Below are 26084 nucleotides of genomic sequence, written 5' to 3' on the forward strand. Positions count from 1 at the left end.
GATTCGGCGTATCCTCCCAGGCGTCCTGGGAGGAGATTCGTCACACGCTATCGTATCGGTTGAATGAGGAGGATTATCAGGATTGGGAGAAATGGACGAAAACCGTGGAGCCGTTGGAGAACGTAACGGATGTAGATAAAAAGGCATTTTTAGATTGGTCGCATACGTTTGATCAGATGAGGAAAGAGGTGCAAGGGTCATGAATGAAAAATTGACAGAGTTGATACAGGCCTATGAACAAAGAGTTTACGGGCAGTCCGAGAATGTCCGATTGATGCTCGCGTCCGTCCTTGTTGGGGGGCATGTGTTATTAGAAGGTGTTCATGGTACTGGGAAAACAAAAATGGTGCGAACGTTAGCGAACCTCCTTGGAGGCGACTTCAAGCGGATTCAGTTCACCCCGGACCTCTTACCGAGCGATATTACTGGAAGCATGATCTACAACATGAAAACCGGTGAATTTGAGACGATGAAAGGACCTGTGTTTACGAATGTCCTTCTTGCTGATGAAATCAACCGGACACCAGCGAAAACACAAGCCGCTTTACTTGAAGCGATGGAAGAAAAGCAGATGACCATTCAGGGCGAGACGTACACACTTCCTGCTCCTTTCTTCGTTGTCGCGACCCAAAACCCGGTGGAGTTTGAAGGGACTTACCCACTACCAGAAGCTCAGCAAGATCGCTTTTTGTTTAAATTACATATTGATTTTCCCTCTATGGAAGACGAAGTGGCCGTGCTTAAACAGATGCTACTATCTAAACAAGAGGAGACGGCCCAGCCACTGTTGACAGTGGAAGAGTTCAACAGGATCAGTGAAGAGATAGCACGTGTCACGATGACCGACGAAATGTACGGGTACATCATGTCGATCGTTCGCAAGACTCGCGAAACGGAATCCATCCGCCATGGAGCAAGTACGCGTGCAGCGATTGCCATTGCGAAGGCAGCAAAAGCGTGGGCGTACCTCGAAACACGCGATTACGTCACCCCGGACGATGTCAAAAAGGTCGCCCTCGCCTCCTTGAGACATCGGGTGATTTTAGCGCCGCATATGGAACTGGAGGGAGTGACCCATGACCAAATCATTCAAGAACTTGTGGGATCAGTTCCTGTTCCGCGATAAAGGGATTGTTCCAACGAAACGTCTGCTCTTGCTTATCCTTTCCATATCATTCGTATTGCTTTTACTAACATGGACAGGTCTTTCATGGCCATTAATCATCGCCACAAATGGGGCGATTCTATTATTGAGCTTGGTTGATCTTACTTTTTCCCCTAAACGGAAAGATCTTCAAATTCGACGGGATATGGATGAAGAAATGGAGCGCGGGATTGAAAATGAGGGATCTGTGGTGGTCAGGAATGGTTCTGGTAAAGGAATGGCGATGAAAGTCATCGATCACTTTCCGCAATCGTTCAGCCAGCCGTTTCCTCTGAGAAAAGAGATCCAGGGATATGAGCAAGTACGCATCACCTATCCTTTTCACGCCGAACAACGTGGAGAGTACACGCTTCCTCACCTTCATATTCGCTATCGTTCTCGTTTTGGTTTATGGGAAAAACAGATGAGGGTGGATCAAACCGAGAGTGTGCGGATCATTCCTGACCTCACGGAGAGCAGGAACTTCCTTGAGGACGCGCAGCGTTTCCTTCTCTACGAAGGAACACGTTTGAAGAGACGTCAGGTGGGAGCGGGGGAGTTCAGTAAAATTCGTTCCTATGTCGTAGGAGATGATATCCGGAAAATCAATTGGAGACAAACCGCAAAAGTTCAGAACCTGATGACCAACGAATATGAACCTGAGCATGGAAAATTTGTCACCTTATTGATTGACTGTGGACGGATGATGGGCGTGGAACTTGAGGAGAGCAACCGATTGGAGAAGTCCCTCGAGGCTGCGATGACGGTGGCGACCGCTGCCTTGAAGCGCGGCGATTACGTGGCGGTCCTCGCATTTTCAAAACACGTTCATGTGTATGTGCCGCCGGCAAAAGGAATGGCGCATATGCAAACCATTTTAAAAGAAATTTACAACTTGAAAGTCGAAGGATACGAATCCAACTATACGGCTGTGTTCCAACACCTGCAGAAGGTACAAAGCAGGAGGAGCCTTCTTTTATTGTTCAGTGATGTGAGCACGTTTTTATATGAAGAAGCAGCTCTGCATTATTTACAACGGTTACGGCGCTCGCACTTGTTCTTAATGATGGGAATCGAAGACAAAGTCATCGATTCCCAGACGAAGCGGGAGCCTGAAGATGTAAAGACCACATTAGTAAAGACGATGGCTCAAAAGCATGTGTTGGATAAAAAGCAGGAGTTGAAAAAATGGGAACGGCAAGGCCTCCAAATGACTGAGGCACCGGAAGAGGAGCTGGCGACCGCCGCCGTTTCCCACTATATTAACATCATGAACCGTGGACTTCTCTAGTTTTGCTGGCATTGATTTTCCCAATGATTACGTATGCTAAAAGCCCCAGGACAGTAATGAATGCAAATGCATATTTCGCTTCAAGGGATAAGTTGGAAGGGGTGATGTAACCTTCTACAATCCCTGCGATGATAAAGAGTGGAATGGTTCCAATTAACAGCAGGACGGACCGGTAGGCATAGGTTTTTAATTGATAACTACGCGTGCGTTTGCCGGGTACCCAAAGTTTATAACCCATTAAAAGTCCTGCACCGCCCGCAATGAAAATGGCCGTCAGTTCAATAATTCCATGTGGGACGATGTAGGCCCAGAAGTCATAGGCTTTTCCATGAACCATGAACAAAGCGGCTAAGGCACCGACAATGATTCCGTTGTAGATGAGTAGATAAACGGTCAGTAACCCGAAGGTCACCCCTCCGGCAAAAGCAAGAAAAGCTACTTGAATATTATTGGTCATGATTTCCGCTGACATGATAGGAGAATTCACCCCACCCTCCTGGCTGCCGAGGCGGCTCGGATCTACAGCTTGAGCGATGGAATCAGGCAGAATCGTATAAAGGCTCATCGGGTCCTGGTAGACAGCAAGAAAAGCAGCCAACCCACCTAAAAAGAACAACAGCATGCTGATGACCACGAACTTCCATTGTTCACCGATGAGTGTAATGAATGAACTTCCAAACATTTGTTTCAAATGTTTCCAATTGGATGTGCTTTCATGGTAGAGCATGTTATGTGCTTTAGTCACGAGGTCGTTCAAGTAAACGGTCGTTTCTTCTTCTGTAAAGTACGTTTGACTGTAAGAAAGATGTTGGGTGATTTTTTGGTACAGGCGCTGAAACTCTTCTAAGTGTTTCGGAGCCCAGTGGCGTCTGTTCTTATGTAACAACTGAATCAGTTCTTCTAAACGTCTCCACTCTTCACGGTAGCGCTTTACGAAAGATCGATAGTTCATGGTTTCACCTGCAATACGGGAATTTTTTACATTCTACTTCTATTATAGAAAACCGAAAGACATATGGGAACCCATAAGGAAGGAGGAAGAAGATGGAGGAAAGGTGGAGAGTAAAGACACCGGAACACGTGACTTTGAATTTTCAATTGGCAGGCTTAGGGAGCAGGGGAGCGGCTCAAATCGTCGACTCCATTCTATTAGGCTTATTATATAGCGGAATGATTGCGTTTCTCGTTTTTACAGAAAACCATTTGGACTTCATGTTGGAAGGGCGCGGGTGGGTGATCGCTTTTGTTATCCTTGTCTTATTCGGCATCCAGTGGGGGTATTTCTTCTTATTCGAATGGTTCAGTGGGGGGAAAACCCTTGGAAAAATGATGCTTGGTCTCCGAGTCGTCAAAGAAGATGGAGGAAAAGCAACGGTCCTATCCATATTGATTCGAAACTTATTACGAATCATTGATATGCTTCCTTTTTATTATCTGATTGGGATGTTGATGGTTTTCTTCCATCCTCAGCACAAAAGACTGGGTGATCTTGTCGGTGGAACGATCGTCATCCATGAACGGAAAAAAGAACGCGCGAAAAAGAAACAGACGCTCGTGGAGAAAGAGATTGAAAACCGGGGCCTGGAATCGACTCAGCAAGTCGTTGGAGACTGGGAAAGACAAAACCTTACGAAAAAAGATTGGACGCTGTTGAAAACCTATGTTCATCGGTACCCGACCCTAAAACCTGCAGAAAAAAACACCATGACCAGGGAGGTTGCTGAGATCCTTCTTCCCAAACTCGGGTTAGATGATGGAACAAAGAGTGAAGATGAGTTAGCTACTCGACTTTATGCTGCTTATATAGAGATAAAAGAAGAGTGGGAATTCCAGTTATAAAGGAGAAAAGAAAAGCCGGCTTTCCAGGAGGGGAAGCGGCTATTTTTTTTGTCTATAAGAGATTTTCCACGTTGTTGATCTTTATGTATACGTTTGAATTTATAAGTATTTAAGTGAATATAAAAGAATTCACGAAAATATATTTACTTCAGTGTAGAATTTGGTATTATATACTAGGATTTAATCGAATATAGGTGAATAAACGGTCTATCCGTGGGGGAAGGTTATGTTTGTTCCTACCTGAAAATATCAAGAGGAAAGGGGATTATAGCTTATGCTTACATCTCTTTATGTGTTGTCTTTAACCGTTTTGCTTACGTTCCTTGTACTATATGCCATTGATAAAGTTGTTCGTCGTTTTAAGAAGGTTCAAAGCCCTACCATTCACCAAGACCAAGTTCCAGCTGAAGTCGATTTCAGCCACCAGACATTCAAATAAATGCTTCAACAGAAAGTGGACCTGCATAAAAAGGAACCACTTTCTTTTTTTTAGCCCGAACCTTACACATTGCAGATTAGCTCCCTATACTTTAAGGCTCAGTTTCGAGACGTTTGTTGAGTGGATGGGGGCGGAGGGGAATAGCTCGCTTTCCGCGGGGCCCCACACGAAGTGGGGTCGTTCGATGTTGGCACAGGACGTGCCGAACTTAATCGAACTTCCTCTATTCTTTTGAGCCTCCTCGGACTACGTCCTGTGGGGTCTCACCATGCACTTTTTTCCCGCAGGAGTCTCGCCATTCCCCTCCGCCCCATTGCCATATAAGTATCTCGAAACCACTTGCGGAAAAGGGAGCTTTTATCTATTAAGGAAAACCATGCAATATGCATATTTCCACCGCTGTTATGAATAAAAAAGCATGTTATTAAGCGCTTTATGACTATAGATCATGATTTGTTACAGATTCATATACTCGGAAAAGGGTTCGTTTCACGCATATATCGAATGGGGTGGTTGGGAAGCTGCGAGACTCCCGTGGGAGAAAGGAGGTAGGCGAGATCCCGCAGGGCGGTAGCCCGAGGAAGCTCGAGGAAGCTCGCCACTCCCCCACAGGAAAGCGAGTAGCTTCCCAGCCACCCCTGGCGCTCAATCCGTGCAACGAACCCCGGAAAGCCTCGAAACTGAGTCTTCAACAATCCTGCCATTTACTTTAATAACGAAGAGGGTGACTTGGACTAAGGTTGTTTCAGGTAGAGGGGTTTACGTTTTGTTAGGTACCTGTTTGTGGTAAAATAGTTATGTTTACATATAGAAAGAAAACAACCAAAATAAATACGTGTTCTATATATATTTTCAAGTACAATTCAACAGATGGAAAAGGGGATATCTCATGGCGAATAAAGCGGTTGTTCTAGGAGCGAATTATTATATTGGATTGAGTACGATCAGGTGTCTAGGCATTCATGATGTTCATGTTGCAGCGGTGGACTATGCCTGGGAAGGCTCCTACGGACTTGAGTCCAAATATTGTACAGAAGCGTTGATTGGTCCTCACTATAAGGAAGATCCAGAAGGTTTAAAAACTTTCTTGATCGACTATGCCAAAAAGCAGGATCATGCGCCTGTACTTATTCCGACAGCCGATCCATATGTAGAATTCGTGGATGAATATCTGCCGGAATTAAGGGAGTATTTCCTTATTCCTCAAACGGAACAAGGATTATATACTAAGATAATGGACAAAGGTACACTCCACACACTGGCTTCCGAGCATGGAGTAGCTGTTCCGGAAACGGTTCAAGTGGATGATGAGAATCTTGTAAAAAGAGTAGAAGAGGAAATCAAATACCCTTGTCTCGTCAAGCCGGTCGATTCACCAGCTTTTGTTTCTAAGTTCAGAAGGAAGCTTTTCAAAGTCCATAATAAAAAAGAACTAATTGAAAAAGTGGAACAAGCGAAAGAAGCGAATATAGAAGTCATCGTCCAACGAATTATTCCTGACTTTGATGACCATATGTACACATTTGATGCGTACCTGGACCAAAACTCCAAAGTGACGCATTGGGTGACTTGCCAAAAGCTGCGTCAATTCCCTGTCAATTACGGGGCATCTGTTTACACCCAGCAAAAATATGTACCTGAGCTTTATGAGCTAGGTACGAAGTTTTTAGAAGGAATCGGATATAAAGGTTTCGCAGAAATTGAATTTAAAAAGGACGCAGAAACCGGCCAGTACTATTTAATTGAAATCAATGTCCGTATCACGAATTTGAACCATTTATTACAAAAAACAGGCATCAACATCCCTTATATCACTTATAAAGAGTTGATTGGAGACCCGGTGGAGCCAAAAGCGGTAGAAGAGGATCAGAATCTTGTTTTCTGGTATGCCTACGAGGATCTTCTGGCTGTCAGGGAATATATCAAAACGGGACAACTCTCCCCTCAGAAGGTGTTGAAGTCGTATTTCAGACCGAAAGCTCATGCTATCTGGGACCCGAAAGATCCAAAACCAGCATTCTCTTTTGGGAAAAAGTTGGCGAATTTGGTGGTCAATAAAGTAACAAAGAAAAGCAAGTAACTATTGCTCCGACAGGGTCCAAAGAATATAGATGGCGGACCGTAGGAAATGCTAACCAATAATCGAACGTTTTGTACGGTACTCCTATGTTTTCCAATAGAACAGGCAAAAACAATGCAGGGAAGGTAGATAAGAATGGCTAAGTTAAAAGAATTATTATCATTCATCGATGTACTTGAATCATGGAATGATAGAGACCTGGACGTCCGAGGACTCGCATACAATTCAAGAAATGTAGAACAGGGGGACGTGTTTGTCTGCATTAAAGGTTTCAAGACAGATGGACATCGTTATGTAGCAGAAGCTGTAAAAAATGGAGCGTCTGCCATTGTGGTTGAAGATTATCAACCCGGTTGGGATGCCCTTCCGCAATATAAAGTAAATGACAGCCGTCGTGCCCTTGCAGCACTCAGCGATGCTTTTTATAACCATCCTTCAAACGCTATGAAAACGATTGGAATCACAGCGACCAACGGGAAAACGTCCACTTCATTTATGACGAATGCCATTCTCGAAGAGCATGGTCTTAAAACAGGCTTGATCGGAACGGTTGTGGTCAAGTTTGGTGACTACTCCGAACCTACAAAACTTACGACACCGGAGTCGCTCGACCTGCATCATTATTTTGCCCAAATGAGAGATCAGGATGTTTCCCATGTGACGATGGAAGTTTCCTCATCAGCGTTGGATTTAAGCAGAGTGGGGAGTGTAGACTTTGATATTGTTACTTTAAACAATATCAGCCGGGAGCATATTGATCTGCATGGTTCTTTTGAGGAATACTTTAATTGCAAAGCAAGCTTGATCCGTAATGCGGGTGAAGACAAATGGGCGATATTGAATCTTGATGATCCTTATTCCGCGTCCTTAATCGATCAAACAAAAGCCAATGTACTCACATTCAGTGTAGAAACAGGAGATGGCGATTTAGTATGTAAAGACTTGGACCTTACCACAGGCCGGGCGAAATTTACGGTTGAAATCCGGAAGCCTTTTACTGTAGGTGGGACAACCTACGACCCACAGGAGTTTGCCATTGAGCTTTCGACGCCGGGATATCACTCTGTTTATAATTCCATGGTAGCTATTACTGTAGGGTTGTTGAATGAGGTACCGATTCCAACCATCCAATCTGGATTAAAAGGTTTCGGTGGTGTAGAACGACGCTTTGAAATGGTGTTTGAAGACGATATTAAAATTTTGGACGATCACTTCGCCAACTATGGAAATATCAATGTCACCTTGAACACTTTGCAGCAAATGGAATATTCAAAGCTTAAGCTTGTCTATGCAATTCGTGGAAGTCGTGGAATTACAGTCAACAGAGAAAATGCAAAAGCCATTGTAGAATGGGCACCAAAATTGGGTCTTACTGAAGTGATTGCTACCCTCAGCCATTCGCATGTGGATGAAAAAGACCGGGTGACAGAAGAAGAACTGCGTGTCTTCCAGGAAATGATGGAGGAAGCAGGCATCCATGTAGACTTGTATAAAGAGTTGGATGATGCCGTCCACCATGCACTTTCAGAAGCAGAAAAAGACGACGTGGTCTTGTTGGCAGGATGTCAGGGAATGGACCCCTGGAGCGAAAATCGCCCTGGAACAGTTAAACAAGATACGTCCGGAAATGGATGAAGAGAAATTGTTCAAGCCATTGAAAAACAGAGTAGCAGGAATCCTCTGAGTCAATTTTACAGCTAGGTCCCGGTCTTTCGTTAGGAGGCATAACAGTGAATGATAAAATTATCGGCATACTCGGGGGGAATGGGACCTGAGGCAACCGCCGAATGTTATATGAAGATTATACGAGCGACGAATGCAAGCAAAGATCAAGAGCATTACCGAGTCATCATAGACAGCAATGCGAAGATCCCCGACCGTACCGAAGCTATTTCAGGAAAAGGGGAAAACCCGGTTCCTGAAATGGTCCACGCAGCTAAAAATTTAGAAAAGCTTGACGTGGATGTGGCGTGTATACCTTGCATGACCGCCCACTATTTCATTGAAGAGGTTCAAAAGTTTGTGTCGTTCCCATTATTAAATGCTTTCTTGGAATTGAAGAAGTTTATTCAGGACCATTATCCAACCGTCCAAAAAATCGGAGTGCTTGCCACTACCGGAACTTTGGAAACCGGACTCTTCAAAAAGTATTTCGATCACTTGGAAGTGATCAATCCCACACCATACACACAAAATGATAAAGTCATGCGAGCCATTTATGGTGAAAACGGGATTAAAAGCGGGAACACAGATGGAGAACCCCTTCAACTACTGAAAGACGCTTCCCAGGAACTTTTGGATAATGGTGCAGAATTGATTATTTCAGGCTGTACAGAGATTGGTCTTGTGTTGAAGCCCTATCACCTACCCGTTCCTCTGATCGACCCTATGGAAGTCGTCGCCAACGTTGTCGTAAAAGAAACGGTTTATCAAAAGTCATGAAAAGCGTCCCCCCTTCTTATATTTGTAACAAGAACCATTCTTCAGGAGGGGGACAGATCATGACCAAAAGTGAGTTCGAGCAGTTTTTGTCAGAGTCTTTCAAAGAGGGGATTTCTTTCAGGGAATTGAGGCTTTCTGAAAAAGAAGTATCTCATTTGAAGTCCCACTACCCTTCAGCAGTCATCAGAAGGACGAGTGAAGTAAACGATGCGTTGAAAAAGTCATGGTATGAAGTACATTTATCACCTACTCAACGAAATCCAGACAGTCTGGACTCCATACGGCAGGAAAATATCCGGCTCAAGCGCGAGTTGGAGACTTTGAAGAAAATGAAAAATTAAGCTCTTAAGACAATTCCAAAAGAATTGTCTTATTTTTTTGCCTTTTTTAGATGTTTATAATCAACAACACCTCCTTATGGTTGGAAGTTCATCCTTGTAATAGTGTGTATCTGATTCTATTAACCTATGACTTTAATCCTTGTTATAAATCATCTTGAGAGCATAATTTGTCGACGGGAAACGCAAACATACGTGTGTTTTGTTATGATTTGAAACACAAATGTAATAATAATTTGTCTTTATTTAGCGAATATCTTTGATATAATGAGATAGGAAAATGCAACAGACGACTTAAAGTACATACAACAGACAACATAGATTCACAAAATGAGAGTTTAGTAGGAAGTGATATAAATTGTTCGATCTGCATCACCGCAGTCCAGCACCTTATGTTCTGAGGGATTCCGTTCTATACAATGGAGAGGTTGAACGGATGACACGGGGGGACCAATCTTATGAAATTTAAGACATTTGGTCGCCACGGAAAAGAGGGAGTCAAAAGCTTAGCTAGAAACAGGTGGATGTCCATAGCTTCTATTTCAGCTGTGACTGTAACCTTGTTGCTGGTGGGAGTTTTTGCCACATTGTTATTGAATCTAAACGACATTGGTACACAGATCGAAGAAGACGTAGAAGTTCGCGTCTTTATAGATAGAACGGCTGAAAATCAAAGCCGTGAAGATTTAAAGAATCAAATTGAAGAAGTATCGGCTGTTTCTTCTGTAGAGTTTCAATCCAAGGAAGAAGGATTGGATCGCTTGATCGATAGTCTTGGCGATGATGGAGAGGTATTTGAATCCTTGAAGGATGAAAACCCTTTGAATGATGTGTACATCGTCAAAACAGAAAACCCTGAAGATACAATCCCGGTTGCACAGATTATTGAAGATTTTAATAGCGTAGCAAAAGTTGAATATGCCAAAGAAACAGTGCAACGTCTTTTCAATGTCATGGATGTGGCTCGTAATGTAGGTTATGCGGTTATCGCCGGGCTTCTATTCACGGCTATGTTCCTGATTGCGAATACGATTCGAATTACGATCGTTGCTCGTAAGAGAGAGATTGAAATTATGAAAATGGTCGGAGCGACAAACTGGTTTATTCGCTGGCCATTTCTTTTCGAAGGCTTGTTAATTGGTATTCTTGGTTCACTTGTACCCATTGCACTCGTTGTATTCGGGTATGATTATCTTTACACAGAAGTGACCACAAGATACCCTACATTGTTTATTGAATTGCTGCCCGTTTACCCATTCGTCTTAAAAGTATCCGCATTGCTGATCTTAATGGGGGTCGTCATTGGTTTATGGGGAAGTTTCACGTCTATTCGTAAGTATTTGAGAGTTTAAATCTATGGATCTAACAAAAATAAACAGGTAAGGATTCGGGGGAGGAAGAAAGTTTGAAGTTGAGAGTTTTAGTTGCCGCTCTGACCGTCAGTCTTATTCTATCCGGTTTTCCACTCTATTCCCAAACAGTCAACGCAGAAACGAATCAGGATAAATTAGAGGAGAACCGTTCCAAGCAGTCTGAAAAAGAAAAAGAAAAACAAGAAAAACAGAAAGAAATTGAAGAGCTTCAAGAACAACAGGAAGCAGTAAACGCTGAAATCGCACAGTTGGACAAGCAAGTGATGGAAGCGATGGACAAGATCGAAACGAAAGAAAAAGAAATTGCAAAAACAAGAGAAAACATCGAGCAATTAAAAGCGGACATTGCTGAACTTGAAAAAAGAATTGCCGAACGAGATGAACTTTTAAAGGACCGCGTTAAATCCATGCACCAAAACGGTGGAGCGATTGATTACCTGGATGTTCTTATGGGTGCGGAAAGCTTCGGGAACTTCTTAGAGCGTGTCATGAGTTTGAATACGATCGCTACACAGGATAAAGAAATCTTGGAGCAGCATAAAGCTGATAAAGAAGAAGTAGAAAAGAAAAAAGCTCAGGTTGAAGAAGAACTAGCATCTCTTGAGGATAAACTGCAAGAATTAGAAGCTTTGAAACAAGAACTCGATCAGAAAAAAGAAGAGAAAAACGAATTGATGGAGAATCTTGAACAGAAAGAAGAGCTTGCGCACAATCACGTGATGGACATTAAAGAAGAACAGGATACTCTTGCTGCGCAAGAAGCTGCCATTCAGAAGGAAATTGAACGTGAACGTGAAAGACAGCGTAAAGCAGAAGAAGAAGCTAGAAAGAGAGCAGCTGAAAAAGCGGCGGCTGAAAAGAAAGCAACGGCTTCAAACACAAGCAGCAATGATTCCAGCTCAAGTTCAAGCTCAAGCTCAAGCTCAAGCTCGTCCAATGAGTCATCTTCTTCTAATAGTGGAGCATACTTCAGTTGGCCTGCAAGTGCACCTGCTACATCAGAATTTGACCGAAACCGTATCCATCCTATTACAGGAGAACCAAAGTTGCACTCAGGAATTGATTTGGCTGCCGGGGGCACTATTCCGATTCATGCAGCAGCTGACGGAACAGTGATCCGTGCCAATTACTCATCAAGCTACGGGAATGTGGTTATGATCTCTCACCGTATCAATGGCCAAACATTCACGACAGTATATGCTCATATGAGAAGTACGCCTGCCGTCTCTGCAGGACAGTCTGTATCTAGAGGCCAGTTCCTTGGAAACATGGGGACCACAGGGGCGTCTACAGGACAGCACCTTCACTTTGAAATCCATGAAGGAAGCTGGAACGGAGCACGTTCAAACTCTGTAAACCCACGTAAATACTTGCCATAATAGTAAAGCGCAAGAACGAAACCGATGGAAAATCTTTATGATTTTCCATCGGTTTTTTGCTTTGTTCTTCTCTATACGCTTTTTAATGATGTATGAGATTTCATTTTAGGACATCTTGAGAAATTTAAAGATGTCGTGAGTTCTGTATTTTGGCATACAGATAATTATTGTAACCCGCCCATTCGTTTCATCCTGTCTTAACACACCCTAATCAACAGAAGCCACAAAGATTGCGACTGCTAGGAGTTGTCAGGACAATTCGATTTACTCTGTCCCCTCTTAAAGCATCATATTAAGACAAGTAGCCTTCTTTATACACCTCTATGAGCCATGGGGGGTTATTTTTCAAGGTCTAAGAGTATACAGCATTCCAACGCTGCAAACAGCGTTTCTGACATCATCTTTGCAAACATGGGTGGATTCGTAATGGATCTTAGGAATATTAAGAATGGTCATCGCGTGTAGTTCCTGTGGAAATCTTGTTAATAGAAGGGTGGGGAAGATTATTTAATGAGTTATTCACATGTGCATAACTTGGCAGGGTATGATTAGGTAGTGTGTCAGCATCAATTTTCTCCCTTCTTGTCTTGGAGGTAAGAGACAGACTAGCCTTCCATCTGAAGATCTAGAAGGGAACCGTACACGATGAGAAAAATTAGTGAATCACATCATAAGACCGTTTTATTATGGACATAAGCTTGAATTATTTTCTTTTTAGAGGCGTGAAACTTTATAGAATGTATGGGGAGAGGTGCAATATGTGTGAGGTTTTCGTTGCAAATAGGACAATACCAAGGACTGTTATTACTACTACTGTAGGAAGCTCTATAACAACGGGTACACATCTTCTTTATCACGAAAAAACCTCCTCAATTAGGGTTCAATTAGTTCTTTATAAAGAATAGTTACTGAATATTATACCTTATCCATGCTATAAAACAAACATGATTAAGAATAATGATTCATTATATTTCGAAGTTCATCGTATATAAGTCCTCTTTTTCTTAATATTGTGAACGTAACATATGTTCGGTGTTATAATTAAAGGAGAACATTCTTCATGACTAGTCTTCCAGTTTGTAGTTCATATCCGAAGGAGGAAGAGTATGAATCGAATGAAACTTATACCTTACAGAATGGATGCTATTTTGGACACGACGAATGAAATACCCAAAGGTGTCCATATGGTCGAGGCTCAAAGTTTATGGGACGAGACGCGGCAAGGGGAGAGCAGTGTCATAGCTGTTATTGATACAGGGTGTCAGAGTGATCATCCAGACTTACAAGGACAAATTGTAGGTGGACGAAACTTTACTGATGATTATAATGGTGATGCCGAAAATTTCCAAGATAATAACGGGCACGGAACTCACGTAGCCGGTACTATTGCCGCTAAGGAAGATGGTGAAGGTGTAGTTGGTGTAGCACCTCAAGCGAAGCTTCTTATTCTTAAGGTTCTCTCAGAAGAGGGGAGTGGGCAATATCAATGGATTACAGATGCTATTGATTATGCGGTGCAATGGAGAGGGGAGAACAATGAACGTGTTCGTGTGATCTCCATGTCTCTTGGAGGACCAGAAGATACGCCAGAATTAAAAAAATCGATCTTGAATGCCATTTCCGAAGGAGTATCTGTGGTATGTGCGGCAGGGAATGAAGGTGATGGACGGGAAGATACGATGGAGTATGCATATCCCGGAGCTTATAACGAAGTCATCCAAGTAGGGGCTGTGGATGAGCGGAGACGGCTGGCACCATTTACGAACACGAATGATCAAATTGATCTTGTTGCTCCTGGTGTGAATGTCCTCTCCACCTATCTTGAAGGTAAATATGCTCGCTTATCAGGTACTTCTATGGCAACTCCACATGTTTCTGGTGGCCTTGCATTAATCATTCCTTTAGTAGAATCTCAATTTCAGAGGCAAATGTCCGAATCTGAAGTATTTTCACAACTGATCAAGCGTACAACTCCTTTAGGTCACTCTAAAGTAGCCGAAGGAAATGGACTAATGACCTTGGCTCTGACAAAAAAATTAGAAGAATTATTTAGCACCTACATCACATAACTATATATTTAAATGGAGAGGTTGTTACCTCTCTTTTTTTTGTGCAAACCAAGTCCACCGTTTAGAAAACACAATATAAACTCAGACCGTGATTTTGTGTCGAAGATAGTTAAATAATGGTAAATAACCGGTTGCACACATTTTTGAATACAAGTGTACGAAAATGATTACATGTACACAAAAATGTATTCAGTGCGTTTGCAATTACGTTTACATGTGTACGAAACTGTATGCACGTTGATATATAAGGATGTGTGCAAATTTGAATACATGCAAACAATATTGCAAGCAAGTATACAATTATGAACACGTAAAAAGGCGCATTGACTATTTTCAGATTGTTTAATAGATTTAGAGTAAGGTGAGGTCAAATCTAGCAAAAGAAAAGGAGAGCTGTTTAATGACAAACTCTAGAATTGCAGCTGTTGATGTTGGTAATGATGCCGTGAAGGCGAACTTTGGAAAGTTGGAATCTTCTCTATATATTCCTAATGTGGTCGCTAGAGACCTTGAGGACCGTCCGGTTATCGGAATTGAAGATCTAGATGATAAGGATCCACTCGATAATCTACATATTCGAGTGCATTCCCCTGCTTTACGTGAGAACAATGCTATTTATCGTGTAGGGAATTTAGCTACGAAGACTACAAACTCTGCGGAGTTGGATCCTGGGAGTTACAAATCCGAAGAAGATCAAACATTGATCATGCTGTTTGCATCTCTTGCCATGGACGCTGTTACTGGGAAAGATGCACAATCAGCTAAAAACAACGTGATTGAAGCGAACTATACACTTGGTACAGGGTTACCATTACGTGAAGTAAAAGAAGGAAAAGATGTGGGTTACCGCTCCCAGCTTCTAGGTTCTGTACACCAAGTGGAATTCTTGGTTACACCTAAATATCAAGGAATGAAAGTGAACATCAAGTTTGATGAGGTTAAAGTTTATCCAGAAGGCTTTGCTGCTTATGTAAACCTTGTGATGGATAATGATTTGAACATTATTAATAAAGAGTTGGTAGATAAGCAAATCCTGATCCAAGACATCGGTGGTCTTTCTACGGATATCGCTGTTATCAGAAACCGTAATGTGGATGATGACAAGGCTCAGGGATTCAACTTGGGAGTATCTGAGTCATTAGAGATGATTCGTGATGAGATCCTTACGAAGCATGGGGTTGAACTGGACAGTCGTCGTGATGTCGTTGATATCATTACACGTAAAAATGATCGCCATCACATTATGGTCCGAGGAAGCCGTACAAATGTCCACGACATCACGGACCGCATTTTGCTTGAACTTGCGAAGAAACAATACCGTTACTTGAGAAATGTATGGCAGAAGAATTCCCAGTCTGAAATCTGCTATTTCGTAGGTGGCGGATCAGCTGTATTGAAAGATTATATTAAGACATTGAATAATAAACTGGATGGCTTTAACATTGAATTCTTTGAAGATGAAAATGAGAGCATTTGGATGATGGCCAATGCTTATTATAAGCTCATCTCTGACTATATCCGCAAGAATTCGAAGTTAGAAGACAAGTCTAATAAAAAAGTAGAACAAAAAGCCGGATCTTCTAAGTAAGGTGATTGGATGAGTTCTTCTAGAAAAAGTGTGGAGAGGGGACAGTCGATTACGTTCCGGGTCCCCTCGGACACACCGGATCATTTATTAAAACAGCTGTCCCAGTTAAAAGAGAAGGAACGTAGGAATTTTTCAAGTAGAATTGCTCAGTTCGTCCTTGATGGAGTGAACCAGTCCTTTACGAAAGAGAAGGAAACCGTGACGATCCCGCTTCCGAAAGCTCTTACGAAAGAGCAAAAAAGTTGGATTAAACACGAACACTCAGAAGCCCTCATCGGCAGCATCCTTTACCAACTCATGATGGATCCTGTAAGAGCAACGACTTTACTTGCATCGTTGAACAGCAATGCCTATCATATTGATGATGCACTCTACCTTCAAGAAGAGGCGGCCTCAGAGGAAGAAACACAGATTCCAACAGAGATCGAACCTGAGAAGGAGAAAGCTGTCCTGCCTGAGACCCCACTTGAGATAGACGGGGATGATGACTTGGATGATCTGGATTTGGACAATCTTCAAGCTGATTTCCAAGAACAACGAGAAGAAGATGTTCAAGAAGAAGATGACGATGACTTGCTTGGTGACTTTTTATCAAGAATGAATAAATGATTATAAGCCCCTCGTATAAGCGGAGAGGGCTTATTTTTATTGGGCAACTTTTTTAACAGCCATACCATTAGCGAAATCACCTGGATGAAATTTGAAACTATTTTCTGCCTGTACTCGTAAATAAATCAAAATAGGCGGAGGTGTTGGCATGGAAGTGGTATTGGACGTCAAGAATTGCAGTGTCGATATACAAAAAGAAAGAATACTGAAGGATATCAGTTTTCATGTGAAAAGAAATGAAATCATGGCACTGGTCGGTCATAACGGGGCTGGAAAATCAACATTGATGAAGACGATCATCGGCTTGCGGGAAAAAAACAATGGAACATTAACCATTACGGGAAATGATCAGGACAAGCAATATAAAGCGTACAAAAGAAATTTTACATATATACCGGAAGAACCGCTTTTGTTCAACGAATTGACGGTCTATCATCACTTTAAGCTTTATCAGAAGAGTTATTCTGTTCCCGGGGACGTTTTTGAAAGTCGAGTACAAACCTATACCGAAGGGTTTGAATTGAAGGACAAGCTGGATGAATATCCGGAAGCGCTGTCTAAAGGAATGAGGCAGAAAGTCCAAACCATTTGTGCTCTCATCCCTGATGTTCCTGTTTTATTCATAGATGAACCGTTCATGGGACTGGATGTTTATGCAGGTCGATTTCTTGAGGAAGAGTTACAAAGGAAAAAAGCTAATGGGGCCGGTATATTACTGACAACTCACCAACTGGAGAAGGTATCTGAACTTGCCGACCGTTATGTCATGCTCGTAGAGGGGGAAGTCTCTTCCTCGGGAGATGTGTCAGAATTTCACGAGCTGGAAAGAAGGTCGACATGATGGAGCCTAGTACGACATATTCGGTATATAAATGGCTGAGAAAGAAAAGAAGGAAGAAAAAGTTCGATCTTTATAAGCAGACATACCATATGGTTATTGATCCCGTTGTGGCTTTTTATAGCGGTTTGTTCATTATCTTCTGTTTGTTCATCGGTTATGACTGGCTGAAACAGTTGATTACTATTTTAGACGGAAGGGGATCATTCTTAGCTTCTTACGCATTATTTCTCCCTTTTTTGGCAGTCATTAGTGCAGCCGTAACTTCTTTTACAGACCCTGGCATTCGTTTTACATCTTCAGAACTTCAGCTTAGCTTTTTACCTCACCCAAGAAAGCGACTCCTAACCTATTTATTTTTAGAAAAGTACACCCTTCAAATTTTAGTGATCATGGTTGTCCCTCTTCCCTTTGCGCTTGTCTTGATGTCGTGGGAATCAGCCGTTTTATGGGCATCGCTTCTACTCTTTAGTTATCCGTTATCTTTATGGATGCAGTGGAAGTTGTTTTCAATGTCGTCCGTTCATAAATTGAGTGTTTCTTTATTTAGTGGAGCTCTTTCCGTTTTATTTTTTCTTGGATATCCTGTGACACTTCTTTACCTTGGCTTATCCGTGCTGATTCTAGTATATTTCATGCGTAAAGAGGAGGTGGACTGGGGGAGAGTTATCGATATCAATGATGCGCGTGTGTGGAATATGTGGTTGGTCGGCTATTTCACCGAGGTGAATATTAAGCCGCCGAAAAGATTTGGGATTACCCAGTCGATCTGGAAAAAGAAACGAGGCCGTCATTATTCTGTGCGGCATCTTTATGGACGGATATGGACCGGGTATTTTCAAAAGTCAGCGGATGTGATCTGGAAAACGATCCCGACGGTTTGTTTAATTATCCTTGTCATTCCGATGAGGGTCGATTGGATGTTAATGTTCACGCTGCCCATTGCTATTGTTGTTTACTGCGAAGTAGCAGGAGGGCTTTTTTTAGATGTGGAGAAAGTTTTCCATTCCCTGCCGATTCAGGAGGAAAGCTGTAAAAACAGTTATTTGATTTGGGCGTATGTTGGGTTTCTACCTGTGCTCTTCTCCTTCATAAGCATTCAAATCGTACTTGCTGAATCGTTAGCAGCTTTGGGAATGCAATTGATTGCAATCATCTTATTTGTTTATGTTGATCTTGCAAGGGTCATCAGCGAACGCTTGATGATGATCCAAAAGGAAGATTTCTATCGTGAAGAATGGAGAAGAGTCGCAAGTTTGATTCTGCTGGGAGCTGGAGTGTACCATCCTTTGTTCTTATTAGGTGTTCCACTTGTGGTTTTCAAGCTGGGACGATCGGTCAGGAAAGAATTGATTTCATAAAAAAGACCCTCTGGTTCATCACAGAGGATCAGTCTAAGCGATTATGCTCAGCGAAAGCGATAAAAGACTTTTCATCTTCAATTAAACCGCACGCTCCGCATTGGACTTTAATTTGCGGACCCTTGTAGGCCATGTGAAAAGGATCCATATTTTCAGATGAGTAACTTTCATCTGGTTCACCTGTTCTTGGATTCATTTTTACAGCTTTTGCTTCCTGTTCGATTAAATTAAAACGAGAGCGGTTGGTTTTACAGTTGGGACATAGATAAGGTTGCATGTTTGTCCACCTCCATTCTTACGTTCCCCATGTTCCTGAAAATTATGAACGGACTATGAAAATCAGGGAATGCCCTAATATCCGTTCAGTCTTTTTGAAGGTATGATGATAGTAAGATTACGTGTGATCGAGGTGGAATAGGATGAAGGAGAAAACGAAACTTCCAGCGGATGAAATCATCCAAATGTATGAAACGATGTTACATGATTTATCTTATGACCTTCATGAAAGGTATAGTCATCTTTTGACTGGGCTGCTCCATCAAATGGACCAGGAGGGTGATTCATCAAAAGCTGCTCTTTTGTTAACTCATATTATTGATGATATGAGAAGTAAATCGAATGAGTCTACCCCCCTATCCCTTGAAAAAAAGAGGGGTGGTTCCTGCCATAAAGCAATTTAGTAAAGAAATAGAAAATCGGTTCGGCGTAACGGTGCGTATTTCGGATGACGGAGAAACCTTTTTTATAGATCAACAGGTGATATTCCGGTTGATTCAACAAACCATCCTCTTAATCGTAGAGAATGCGGATACCGATGCGATCGATATCCATATGGAGGAGGAATCGATAACGTTTCGATTCCATTCCCCACACGAGCAGATCGATGTAGATAAAAAGGATTTTCTTCGACATATACAGAACAGAACAGGTATGGAACTAAAAATAGAGCAGAGGTCAGGGCTGTGGCTTTGGATCTATATCAAGAAGAGGGGGAATGAGGATGATTTCCATTGTGATCGTCGATGACCACGCCGTTGTTCGTTCTGGATTACGGATGCTCCTAAATGCGGTGGATGATTTTGAAGTCGCAGGTGAAGCCTCAGAAGGGGATGAAGCTTTTGCTCAAGTAGAGGAAAACCGTCCGAACGTCGTTTTGATGGATTTGTCTATGCCCCACGGAAAAGATGGGTTATCCGCTACATCAGAAATAAAGAAACAATTCCCTGACACACATATCCTTATTCTCACTATGCATGATGATGAAGAGTATTTGTTTCGGGCCATTGAACTTGGTGCATCCGGGTGTATTTTAAAAAATGCTCCTCATGAAGAACTTTTAAAAGCCATCCGCCAAGTAGCGGAGGGGGATGCTTATCTGTACCCCTCAGCGACAAAACGGTTAATGGAAGATTATATGAACAAACTGAAAAGCGGCAAGACATCGGATTCTTACCGTTTGCTGACGGACCGGGAACGCGAAGTTCTGGCCTTGGTCGCGAAAGGGTTTGCTAATAAGGATATTGCTGAAAAACTAGTCATCAGTGTTAAAACGGTCGAAGCTCATAAGGCGCATGTGATGGAGAAATTACAGCTTAAAACCCGGCCTGAATTGGTGGAGTATGCATGGAAGAAAGGATTGCTTGGATATTCTCTATAAAGGGGCTGAACGCGTGAGGCGATCGTTAGAAGAATTTTGTGCAAAAGTCGCTGCAGATACAGATGCATCCTTAGTTGCTATTGCGGAGTTTCACTCCCCATCCAAGGGAATCAGGTGGACGTATGCCGATCGCCCATTGAATGAACGGTATAAGCGAATGAGTGTCATGTACGGAAAAGGGGTAGCAGGAAGGGTTTTACAAACAGGAACAGATTTCAGATGTGAGAATGTTGCACATTTACCCTTGCCAATCAGAGAGTATCCCATTGTATTATCCGAAAAAATACAGGCTTTTGCAGCGGTCCCAATCGTCACGTCATCTCTTTTCGGTGCTGTTCTTCTGATCGCTTACCGTTCATCCCATGCCTTGCCAGACAAGGAGTTGTGTGATCGATTGGCATCTTATATACAAGCATATTTTCAAGAAAGGGAGGCGGTGGAATGAAGAAAGAAACACTTTCACCTATTCTTCCCGCCCGAAGGGAAGGATTTTTGATTGTAAGAGAAGACGGCGTGGTTACGTGCTTTAATGGTCGGGCAGAAGAGTTATTTCAACGAAATCGAGAGGAAGCAGTGCTGGAAGATCTGTTTCTTCACCTGTCTCTCGACGATCTACATAGCTGTGAAAAAGGTGTCCTTCTGGAGCATTATATTACCCCGCAGGGAGAGAGCCCCTCTCCGGTTTTCTTAGTTGTTCACGATTCAGTCGTCTCAAGTATCCGCTACTTTTATGTTACGATTCAAAATCTTGCCGAAAGAAGCACCCTTGATCGCGAAAGCTATGAACCATTTAAAGAGCTTCTAGATATTAAGTATGCGTTGGATGAGTCCTCGATTGTCGCTCTCACAGACAAAAGGGGGAGAATAAGGTACGTAAACAAAAAATTTTCAGAGATATCGAAGTACGACGTTGAGGAATTGATTGGGCAGGACCACCGAATATTAAACTCCGGATCCCACTCGAAAGAATTTTTCAAGGAGCTGTGGCGTACGATTGGCACCGGCCGCGTATGGAAAGGAGAAATCCGTAACAAAGCAAAGGACGGATCCTTTTATTGGGTAGATACAACGATTGTCCCGTTTCTAGATGAAAACGGTAAACCCTATCAATATTTGGCCATACGAAATGAAATCACGGAACGTAAGCGTGTGGAACAAGAGCTCCAACATATGATGACAAGAATCATCGATGTACAGGAGAATGAACGGAAACATGTATCGAGAGAACTTCATGACGGCATCGGCCAAGAGTTATACAGCCTGCTCATAACCGTTCAAAGGCTCGAAAAAGAATACACGCATCCATTGATTGACCAGATGACTACAGACATCAGCCACTTGATTCAAAGTGTAAGGGATATGTCCTGGGAACTCAGACCGTCTGCGTTAGATGAACTCGGACTAATGCCTGCCTTACGCTCGTTTATTAATCGATTAGAAAAATCATATGGATTGAATGTAACGTTTCAATCAGACGTCCGCTGCCGCTTATCTCCTAATGTTGAAACAAACATTTACCGCATCACCCAGGAAGCGCTGACTAATGTAAGAAAATACGCCGGTGTAGAGGAAGCGCAGGTCCTGATAAAAGAAGAAGAGAGCGGCCTTTTTATTGAGATATCGGATAAAGGAAACGGGTTCCCCGTTGGTCCATCCAATAAAGGTGTAGGATTGTTCAGCATGGAAGAAAGGGCACGTGCCGTAGGTGGATCCCTCTCCATCACATCGGCCGAAAACAAAGGAACCACAATCCAAGTGAATATCCCCTTAGAAGTCTGAGAATAAATCAGGCTTCTTTTTTTATGTGAGATTTAGAAATACTGTCCCTTTAGAAAAGTTATTAAACTATATGGCAGGATTGTGTAAGACTCAGTTTCGAGATGTGTCCAGAGTTCGTTACCTTGTTGGGCGATAGGGGTGGTCGGGAAGCTACTCGCTTTCCTGCGGGGATGACGGCAAGTCTCCTCGTGCTACGCACTGCGGGGTCTCGCCAGCCGATCCATTCCCGCGGGAGTCTCGCAGCTTCCCGACCACCCCATTCGATATAGGAGAGAAACGATCCTCTTCACTGTGGGGGGGCTCTCCACTAACGTGATGTTATAAGCATAAAGCGCTATATAACAAGCTTTACGCATGCAGAATAGCTTTCTGGGGAGTTGATTCCCCTCCAATTATCATGTGGATAAAACAACTTATTTCGGGAGGGTTTCGAGATACTTATATGGCAGGGGGCGTAGGGGAATGGCGAGACTCCTGCGGGAAAAAAGTGCATGGTGAGACCCCACAGGACGTAGTCCGAGGAGGCTCACCGCGCTCCCGCGGAAAGCGAGCTATTCCCCGCAGCCCCTTCCACTCAACAAAATTCTCGAAACTGAGTCTTCCACAATAGGGAGCTCTTGTTGGATAAGGTTGTTAAGTGATTTTTTTGAGCTTAAAAAGAGGAATAGGGGATTTTGCTTTTTAAGATGAGGGGATTCCCCAATATTTTATTTCCCGTACCCTCGATACAATAGAACTAGATCAAATGAAGGAAAGAGGGGGCGGAATGGTTATGAAAAAACAGGAGGATCATACAGAGCTAAAGGGGACCCTTGTGAGTGTTCTGGCCGTTGGGGCCATCATTATAGTCATGTGGGTGAGCATTTACTTTTTATATATCCAGAGGTTATAGGAGGGGAAGGGCATGCATTTACACAAATACGAAAAAATCTGGCTTATTTTCGGAATCATGGCACTTATTATCTTTTTATCTGTCGTTGGCGTCAGTGCCTTCCATCAGGGTCATACACCTTCGGGGGGACATATGAAAATTGATCCAGATAAGGTTTTTGAAACGGCCCCTTTCGATCAGCCGGGGGTGTATGAAAACGAGGATGGCACCTATGAAGTGGTTATGGTGGGCAAAGCTTTCGGGTACGATCCTGGAAAGATTCAAGTACCTGCAGGGAAAGAGATCACGTTTACGGTTACAAGTGCAGATGTCGTTCACAGTTTTTCCGTCGTCGGGACAAACGTGAATATGATGGTCGTGCCGGGGGAGATCAACCATAAAAAGCATACGTTCCAAGAGGCTGGTACGTATCTTGTCATTTGTAATGAGTATTGTGGATCCGGCCACCATTTTATGAGTACAGAAATCGAGGTGGTTGAACAATGAAAATCGGACAAATAGAAAAGGGAGAACGAAAACTTGCCCTCGCGAACTTAGGTTTTGCGTATGCCGCTTTCTTGATAGGGACACTTTGTGGTCTGCTTCAGGTCTTCATAAGGAATGACGCTCTTACGTTACCGGGGTGGCTTGATTATTACCAAGTGTTAACAGCTCACGGCCTATTACTAGCGATCGTCTTTACGACATTTTTCATTTTCGCCTTTTTCCAGGCAGGGATGAGTCGGACGCTTGGGTCATTCGGACATAAGGTGCTTTTGTGGAATTGGATTGGTTTTATTGTAACTTCCTTAGGAACTCTTTTAGTTGTCATCATGGTGATCGGAGGCCAGGCTTCTGTCCTTTATACCTTTTATGCTCCTTTACAAGCTCACGGCCTGTTCTATGTTGGCCTCGCCTTATTTGTCATTGGTACATGGATACAAGGCTTTGCTTTGATCGGCCATTATCGGGCTTGGAGGAAACAGCACAAAGGGGAATTCAGCCCTTTATTCGCTTTTATGACAGTCGCTACTCTTATCATGTGGGTCATCGCCTGTCTTGGGGTTGTAGCTGCTGTGCTGTTTCAGTTTATCCCTTGGGCATTCGGATGGGTGGACGGAATTAATGTTGAATTGAGTCGTTCACTGTTCTGGTATTTCGGTCATCCACTCGTATATTTCTGGTTATTGCCTGCCTATATGGCATGGTATGTGATTGTACCAAAAATTATTGGTGCGAAAGTTTTTAGTGATTCGCTGGCACGCCTATCGTTCGTTCTGTTTATTCTTTTCTCGATTCCTGTCGGTTTTCACCATCAGTTGACAGAGCCAGGGATCGCAAGTTTCTGGAAGTTTCTACAAACGGTTTTGACGTTTATGGTTATTATTCCATCTCTCATGACAGCTTTCTCCATGTTTGCCACGTTTGAGTTGCGGGGCAGAGAACTCGGTGGAAAAGGTTTGTTTGGGTGGTTCCGGAAGTTACCATGGAAAGATGTTCGATTTACTTCTATCTTTATCGCCATGGCTTTCTTCATTCCAGGGGGTGCAGGTGGAATTATCAATGCAAGTTTCCAAATGAATGAAGTGATCCACAACACACTATGGGTCGTGGGCCACTTTCATATCACGGTCGGAACACCGGTAGCTATGACCTTCTTCGGCCTGACGTTCTGGTTGATCCCTTACTTGACCGGACGACGTTTTACGAAGGCCTTACAAAAGCTCGCTTTTATTCAAATCATTTCATGGTCGGTGGGGATGCTTCTCATGAGTACGGCCCAGCATGTACTGGGATTGATGGGGGCACCAAGGCGTACCGCTTATACAGGATATGCACATGATGATGCACTGGCGTGGTTTGATGGAATTTTATCCAATCATGTGACGATGGCTGTCGGAGGATCTATTCTCTTTCTGTCGGCCTCATTACTGATATACATTGTCATTCAATTGTGGTGGATAGCGCCTAAAGCAGATGTTCATCAAGCCGAGTCGTTTCCGATTGCCTCCAGTGATGTTTCTGCTACACCAAGGTTTTTGGAAAATTGGAAGTTGTGGATTGGGATTGCCTTTGTACTCATCGCTGTTGCTTACACGATTCCTTTATCAGACCTGATCCAACATGCACCACCAGGGTCTGGAAGGTTCCAAACATGGTAGGAGAGGGGGGAGACCATGTCATTCGCATTTGCATTCACCGTCGCGTGCATTCCGCTTTTCCTTATTGTTAGTACGATTCTTGTAGATCTACAAACAGAAGAATAAAAAAAGAACGTCGTGACTAATCACGGCGTTCTTTTCATTTCCTGGGAAATATGCGGTTACGAAGCTGCTGGTTGGGGATCTTCTTTAATATATCTTGCCTGAATCAGTCGTTTTCTGACGATAATGCCAATCCAGCTGGCAAGGAAAGCTTTAATGAGTCCAACAGCGATAAAAGGATAGACACCAGCGGCGAGGGCCTGGTTCCAAGTCATATCGAGGACGAACTTCAACTGAATCGTTCCACAAATTAATGTAATGATCATACCAGTCACATTTGCAACAATTGCCATGGGCAAATGAAAGGATGTTTTCTCTAAAATATAGCCAGTAATGAATGCTGTTAAAATGAAGCCGAATATGTACCCCCCGGTAGGGCCGGCTAAAACTTGGGCTCCTCCACTGAATCCTGCGAAAACAGGGAGACCAACGGCCCCTAAAGCCGCGTACCCAATCATCGCAACAGCCCCCTGCCTGCTTCCTAATATAGTAGCTGTGAGACCCACGGCTAAGGTTTGTCCACTGATCGGTACAATGGGAAGCGGAATTTCAATTTGGGCCATAATTGCTGTCAGTGCGGCAAACAATGCTCCGTTTACAATAAACCTCAATTTTTTACTCTGTGGTGACATACCTAACACCTCTTTCGTTAACCTTTTATAAATATAAGTTAACATATAAAGAGGAGAAGTGTTAGGAGATTCGTGATTTTTTCCTTTAATA

At 43.0% G+C, this 26084-nt stretch carries 26 protein-coding genes; 23 read left to right on the forward strand and 3 right to left on the reverse strand.

Going from position 1 to position 26084, the window contains the following annotated elements; translation table 11 throughout:
- Window positions 1–199 precede the first annotated feature (199 nt).
- Both LC065_RS05575 and LC065_RS05580 read left to right on the forward strand, forming a co-directional pair.
- On the forward strand, window positions 200–1126 hold the full coding sequence (locus LC065_RS05575) for an AAA family ATPase (protein WP_306163796.1): 927 nt from the start codon (window positions 200–202) through the stop codon (window positions 1124–1126).
- Window positions 1077–2435 (forward strand): DUF58 domain-containing protein, encoded by a 1359-nt coding sequence (locus tag LC065_RS05580; protein WP_226593250.1) that lies wholly within the window; start codon window positions 1077–1079, stop codon window positions 2433–2435. Before LC065_RS05575 ends, LC065_RS05580 begins: the two co-directional genes overlap by 50 nt.
- Here the strand turns inward: LC065_RS05580 and LC065_RS05585 are convergent.
- Window positions 2413–3387 carry a stage II sporulation protein M gene (locus LC065_RS05585; RefSeq protein ID WP_306163797.1) on the reverse strand — a complete coding sequence of 325 codons (975 nt, stop codon included), beginning with the start codon at window positions 3385–3387 and terminating at the stop codon, window positions 2413–2415. The two genes, LC065_RS05580 and LC065_RS05585, sit on opposite strands and share 23 nt — an antisense overlap.
- 92 nt (window positions 3388–3479) lie before the next feature.
- Between LC065_RS05585 and LC065_RS05590 the strand changes: the two genes are divergently transcribed.
- From LC065_RS05590 to LC065_RS05650, 13 genes are all read left to right on the forward strand, one after another.
- Window positions 3480–4274, forward strand: coding sequence for an RDD family protein (locus LC065_RS05590; RefSeq protein WP_226593246.1), 795 nt, complete (start codon window positions 3480–3482; stop codon window positions 4272–4274).
- 274 nt (window positions 4275–4548) lie between these two features.
- Window positions 4549–4713: a hypothetical protein gene (locus LC065_RS05595; RefSeq protein ID WP_226593244.1), complete on the forward strand. Its 165-nt coding sequence runs from the start codon at window positions 4549–4551 to the stop codon at window positions 4711–4713.
- Window positions 4714–5602: 889 nt separating this feature from the next.
- Entirely contained in the window at window positions 5603–6793 is a 1191-nt protein-coding gene (locus LC065_RS05600; protein WP_306163798.1) for a carboxylate--amine ligase, read from the forward strand.
- Window positions 6794–6928: 135 nt separating this feature from the next.
- Window positions 6929–8428 carry a Mur ligase family protein gene (locus LC065_RS05605; protein WP_306163799.1) on the forward strand — a complete coding sequence of 500 codons (1500 nt, stop codon included), beginning with the start codon at window positions 6929–6931 and terminating at the stop codon, window positions 8426–8428.
- Window positions 8429–8527: 99 nt separating this feature from the next.
- A complete protein-coding gene (locus tag LC065_RS05610) occupies window positions 8528–9235 on the forward strand; it encodes a cysteate racemase (RefSeq protein ID WP_306163800.1) in 708 nt (235 codons plus the stop codon).
- Window positions 9236–9294: 59 nt separating this feature from the next.
- Window positions 9295–9576 carry a hypothetical protein gene (locus tag LC065_RS05615; RefSeq protein WP_226593235.1) on the forward strand — a complete coding sequence of 94 codons (282 nt, stop codon included), beginning with the start codon at window positions 9295–9297 and terminating at the stop codon, window positions 9574–9576.
- A gap of 455 nt (window positions 9577–10031) precedes the next feature.
- Entirely contained in the window at window positions 10032–10925 is an 894-nt protein-coding gene (ftsX, locus tag LC065_RS05620) for a permease-like cell division protein FtsX (RefSeq protein ID WP_226593234.1), read from the forward strand.
- Window positions 10926–10978: 53 nt separating this feature from the next.
- Entirely contained in the window at window positions 10979–12325 is a 1347-nt protein-coding gene (locus tag LC065_RS05625) for a murein hydrolase activator EnvC family protein (protein WP_226593232.1), read from the forward strand.
- Between the two features lie 1106 nt (window positions 12326–13431).
- Window positions 13432–14394 (forward strand): S8 family peptidase, encoded by a 963-nt coding sequence (locus tag LC065_RS05630; protein ID WP_226593230.1) that lies wholly within the window; start codon window positions 13432–13434, stop codon window positions 14392–14394.
- Window positions 14395–14794: 400 nt separating this feature from the next.
- Window positions 14795–15982 carry a ParM/StbA family protein gene (locus LC065_RS05635; RefSeq protein ID WP_160910633.1) on the forward strand — a complete coding sequence of 396 codons (1188 nt, stop codon included), beginning with the start codon at window positions 14795–14797 and terminating at the stop codon, window positions 15980–15982.
- Between the two features lie 9 nt (window positions 15983–15991).
- The gene (locus LC065_RS05640) at window positions 15992–16591 is read left to right on the forward strand and encodes a hypothetical protein (RefSeq protein ID WP_226593228.1); all 600 of its coding nucleotides are present in this window, start codon (window positions 15992–15994) and stop codon (window positions 16589–16591) included.
- 148 nt (window positions 16592–16739) lie between these two features.
- On the forward strand, window positions 16740–17432 hold the full coding sequence (locus LC065_RS05645) for an ABC transporter ATP-binding protein (RefSeq protein WP_226593226.1): 693 nt from the start codon (window positions 16740–16742) through the stop codon (window positions 17430–17432).
- The gene (locus LC065_RS05650; RefSeq protein WP_226593224.1) at window positions 17429–18790 is read left to right on the forward strand and encodes a hypothetical protein; all 1362 of its coding nucleotides are present in this window, start codon (window positions 17429–17431) and stop codon (window positions 18788–18790) included. Before LC065_RS05645 ends, LC065_RS05650 begins: the two co-directional genes overlap by 4 nt.
- A 28-nt stretch (window positions 18791–18818) precedes the next feature.
- Here LC065_RS05650 and LC065_RS05655 read toward each other — a convergent pair whose 3' ends face one another.
- Window positions 18819–19067, reverse strand: coding sequence for a DNA alkylation repair protein (locus LC065_RS05655; RefSeq protein ID WP_220584712.1), 249 nt, complete (start codon window positions 19065–19067; stop codon window positions 18819–18821).
- Window positions 19068–19209: 142 nt separating this feature from the next.
- On the opposite strand from LC065_RS05655, the gene LC065_RS05660 reads away from it, so the two are divergent.
- From LC065_RS05660 to LC065_RS05695, 8 genes are all read left to right on the forward strand, one after another.
- The gene (locus LC065_RS05660) at window positions 19210–19470 is read left to right on the forward strand and encodes a hypothetical protein (RefSeq protein ID WP_306163801.1); all 261 of its coding nucleotides are present in this window, start codon (window positions 19210–19212) and stop codon (window positions 19468–19470) included.
- A gap of 88 nt (window positions 19471–19558) precedes the next feature.
- Entirely contained in the window at window positions 19559–19816 is a 258-nt protein-coding gene (locus LC065_RS05665) for a hypothetical protein (protein ID WP_306163802.1), read from the forward strand.
- Window positions 19791–20447: a response regulator transcription factor gene (locus LC065_RS05670; RefSeq protein WP_264187890.1), complete on the forward strand. Its 657-nt coding sequence runs from the start codon at window positions 19791–19793 to the stop codon at window positions 20445–20447. The genes LC065_RS05665 and LC065_RS05670 overlap by 26 nt, the downstream gene beginning before the upstream one ends.
- 13 nt (window positions 20448–20460) lie before the next feature.
- Window positions 20461–20892: a GAF domain-containing protein gene (locus LC065_RS05675; RefSeq protein ID WP_226593220.1), complete on the forward strand. Its 432-nt coding sequence runs from the start codon at window positions 20461–20463 to the stop codon at window positions 20890–20892.
- Window positions 20889–22226 (forward strand): PAS domain-containing protein, encoded by a 1338-nt coding sequence (locus LC065_RS05680; protein WP_226593219.1) that lies wholly within the window; start codon window positions 20889–20891, stop codon window positions 22224–22226. The genes LC065_RS05675 and LC065_RS05680 overlap by 4 nt, the downstream gene beginning before the upstream one ends.
- Before the next feature lie 772 nt (window positions 22227–22998).
- On the forward strand, window positions 22999–23118 hold the full coding sequence (locus tag LC065_RS05685) for a cytochrome C oxidase subunit II (RefSeq protein WP_226593217.1): 120 nt from the start codon (window positions 22999–23001) through the stop codon (window positions 23116–23118).
- 12 nt (window positions 23119–23130) lie between these two features.
- Window positions 23131–23604, forward strand: coding sequence for a cytochrome c oxidase subunit II (locus tag LC065_RS05690; RefSeq protein ID WP_226593215.1), 474 nt, complete (start codon window positions 23131–23133; stop codon window positions 23602–23604).
- Window positions 23601–25259, forward strand: a complete 1659-nt coding sequence (locus tag LC065_RS05695) for a b(o/a)3-type cytochrome-c oxidase subunit 1 (RefSeq protein WP_226593213.1) — start codon at window positions 23601–23603, stop codon at window positions 25257–25259. Before LC065_RS05690 ends, LC065_RS05695 begins: the two co-directional genes overlap by 4 nt.
- 161 nt (window positions 25260–25420) lie before the next feature.
- On the opposite strand, the gene LC065_RS05700 is transcribed toward LC065_RS05695, so the two are convergent.
- Window positions 25421–25993 carry a biotin transporter BioY gene (locus LC065_RS05700; RefSeq protein ID WP_226593211.1) on the reverse strand — a complete coding sequence of 191 codons (573 nt, stop codon included), beginning with the start codon at window positions 25991–25993 and terminating at the stop codon, window positions 25421–25423.
- Window positions 25994–26084 lie beyond the last annotated feature (91 nt).

It is taken from the genome of Halobacillus litoralis, from assembly GCF_020524085.2.
In the GTDB taxonomy this organism is placed as follows: Bacteria; Bacillota; Bacilli; order Bacillales; family Halobacillaceae; genus Halobacillus; species Halobacillus litoralis_E.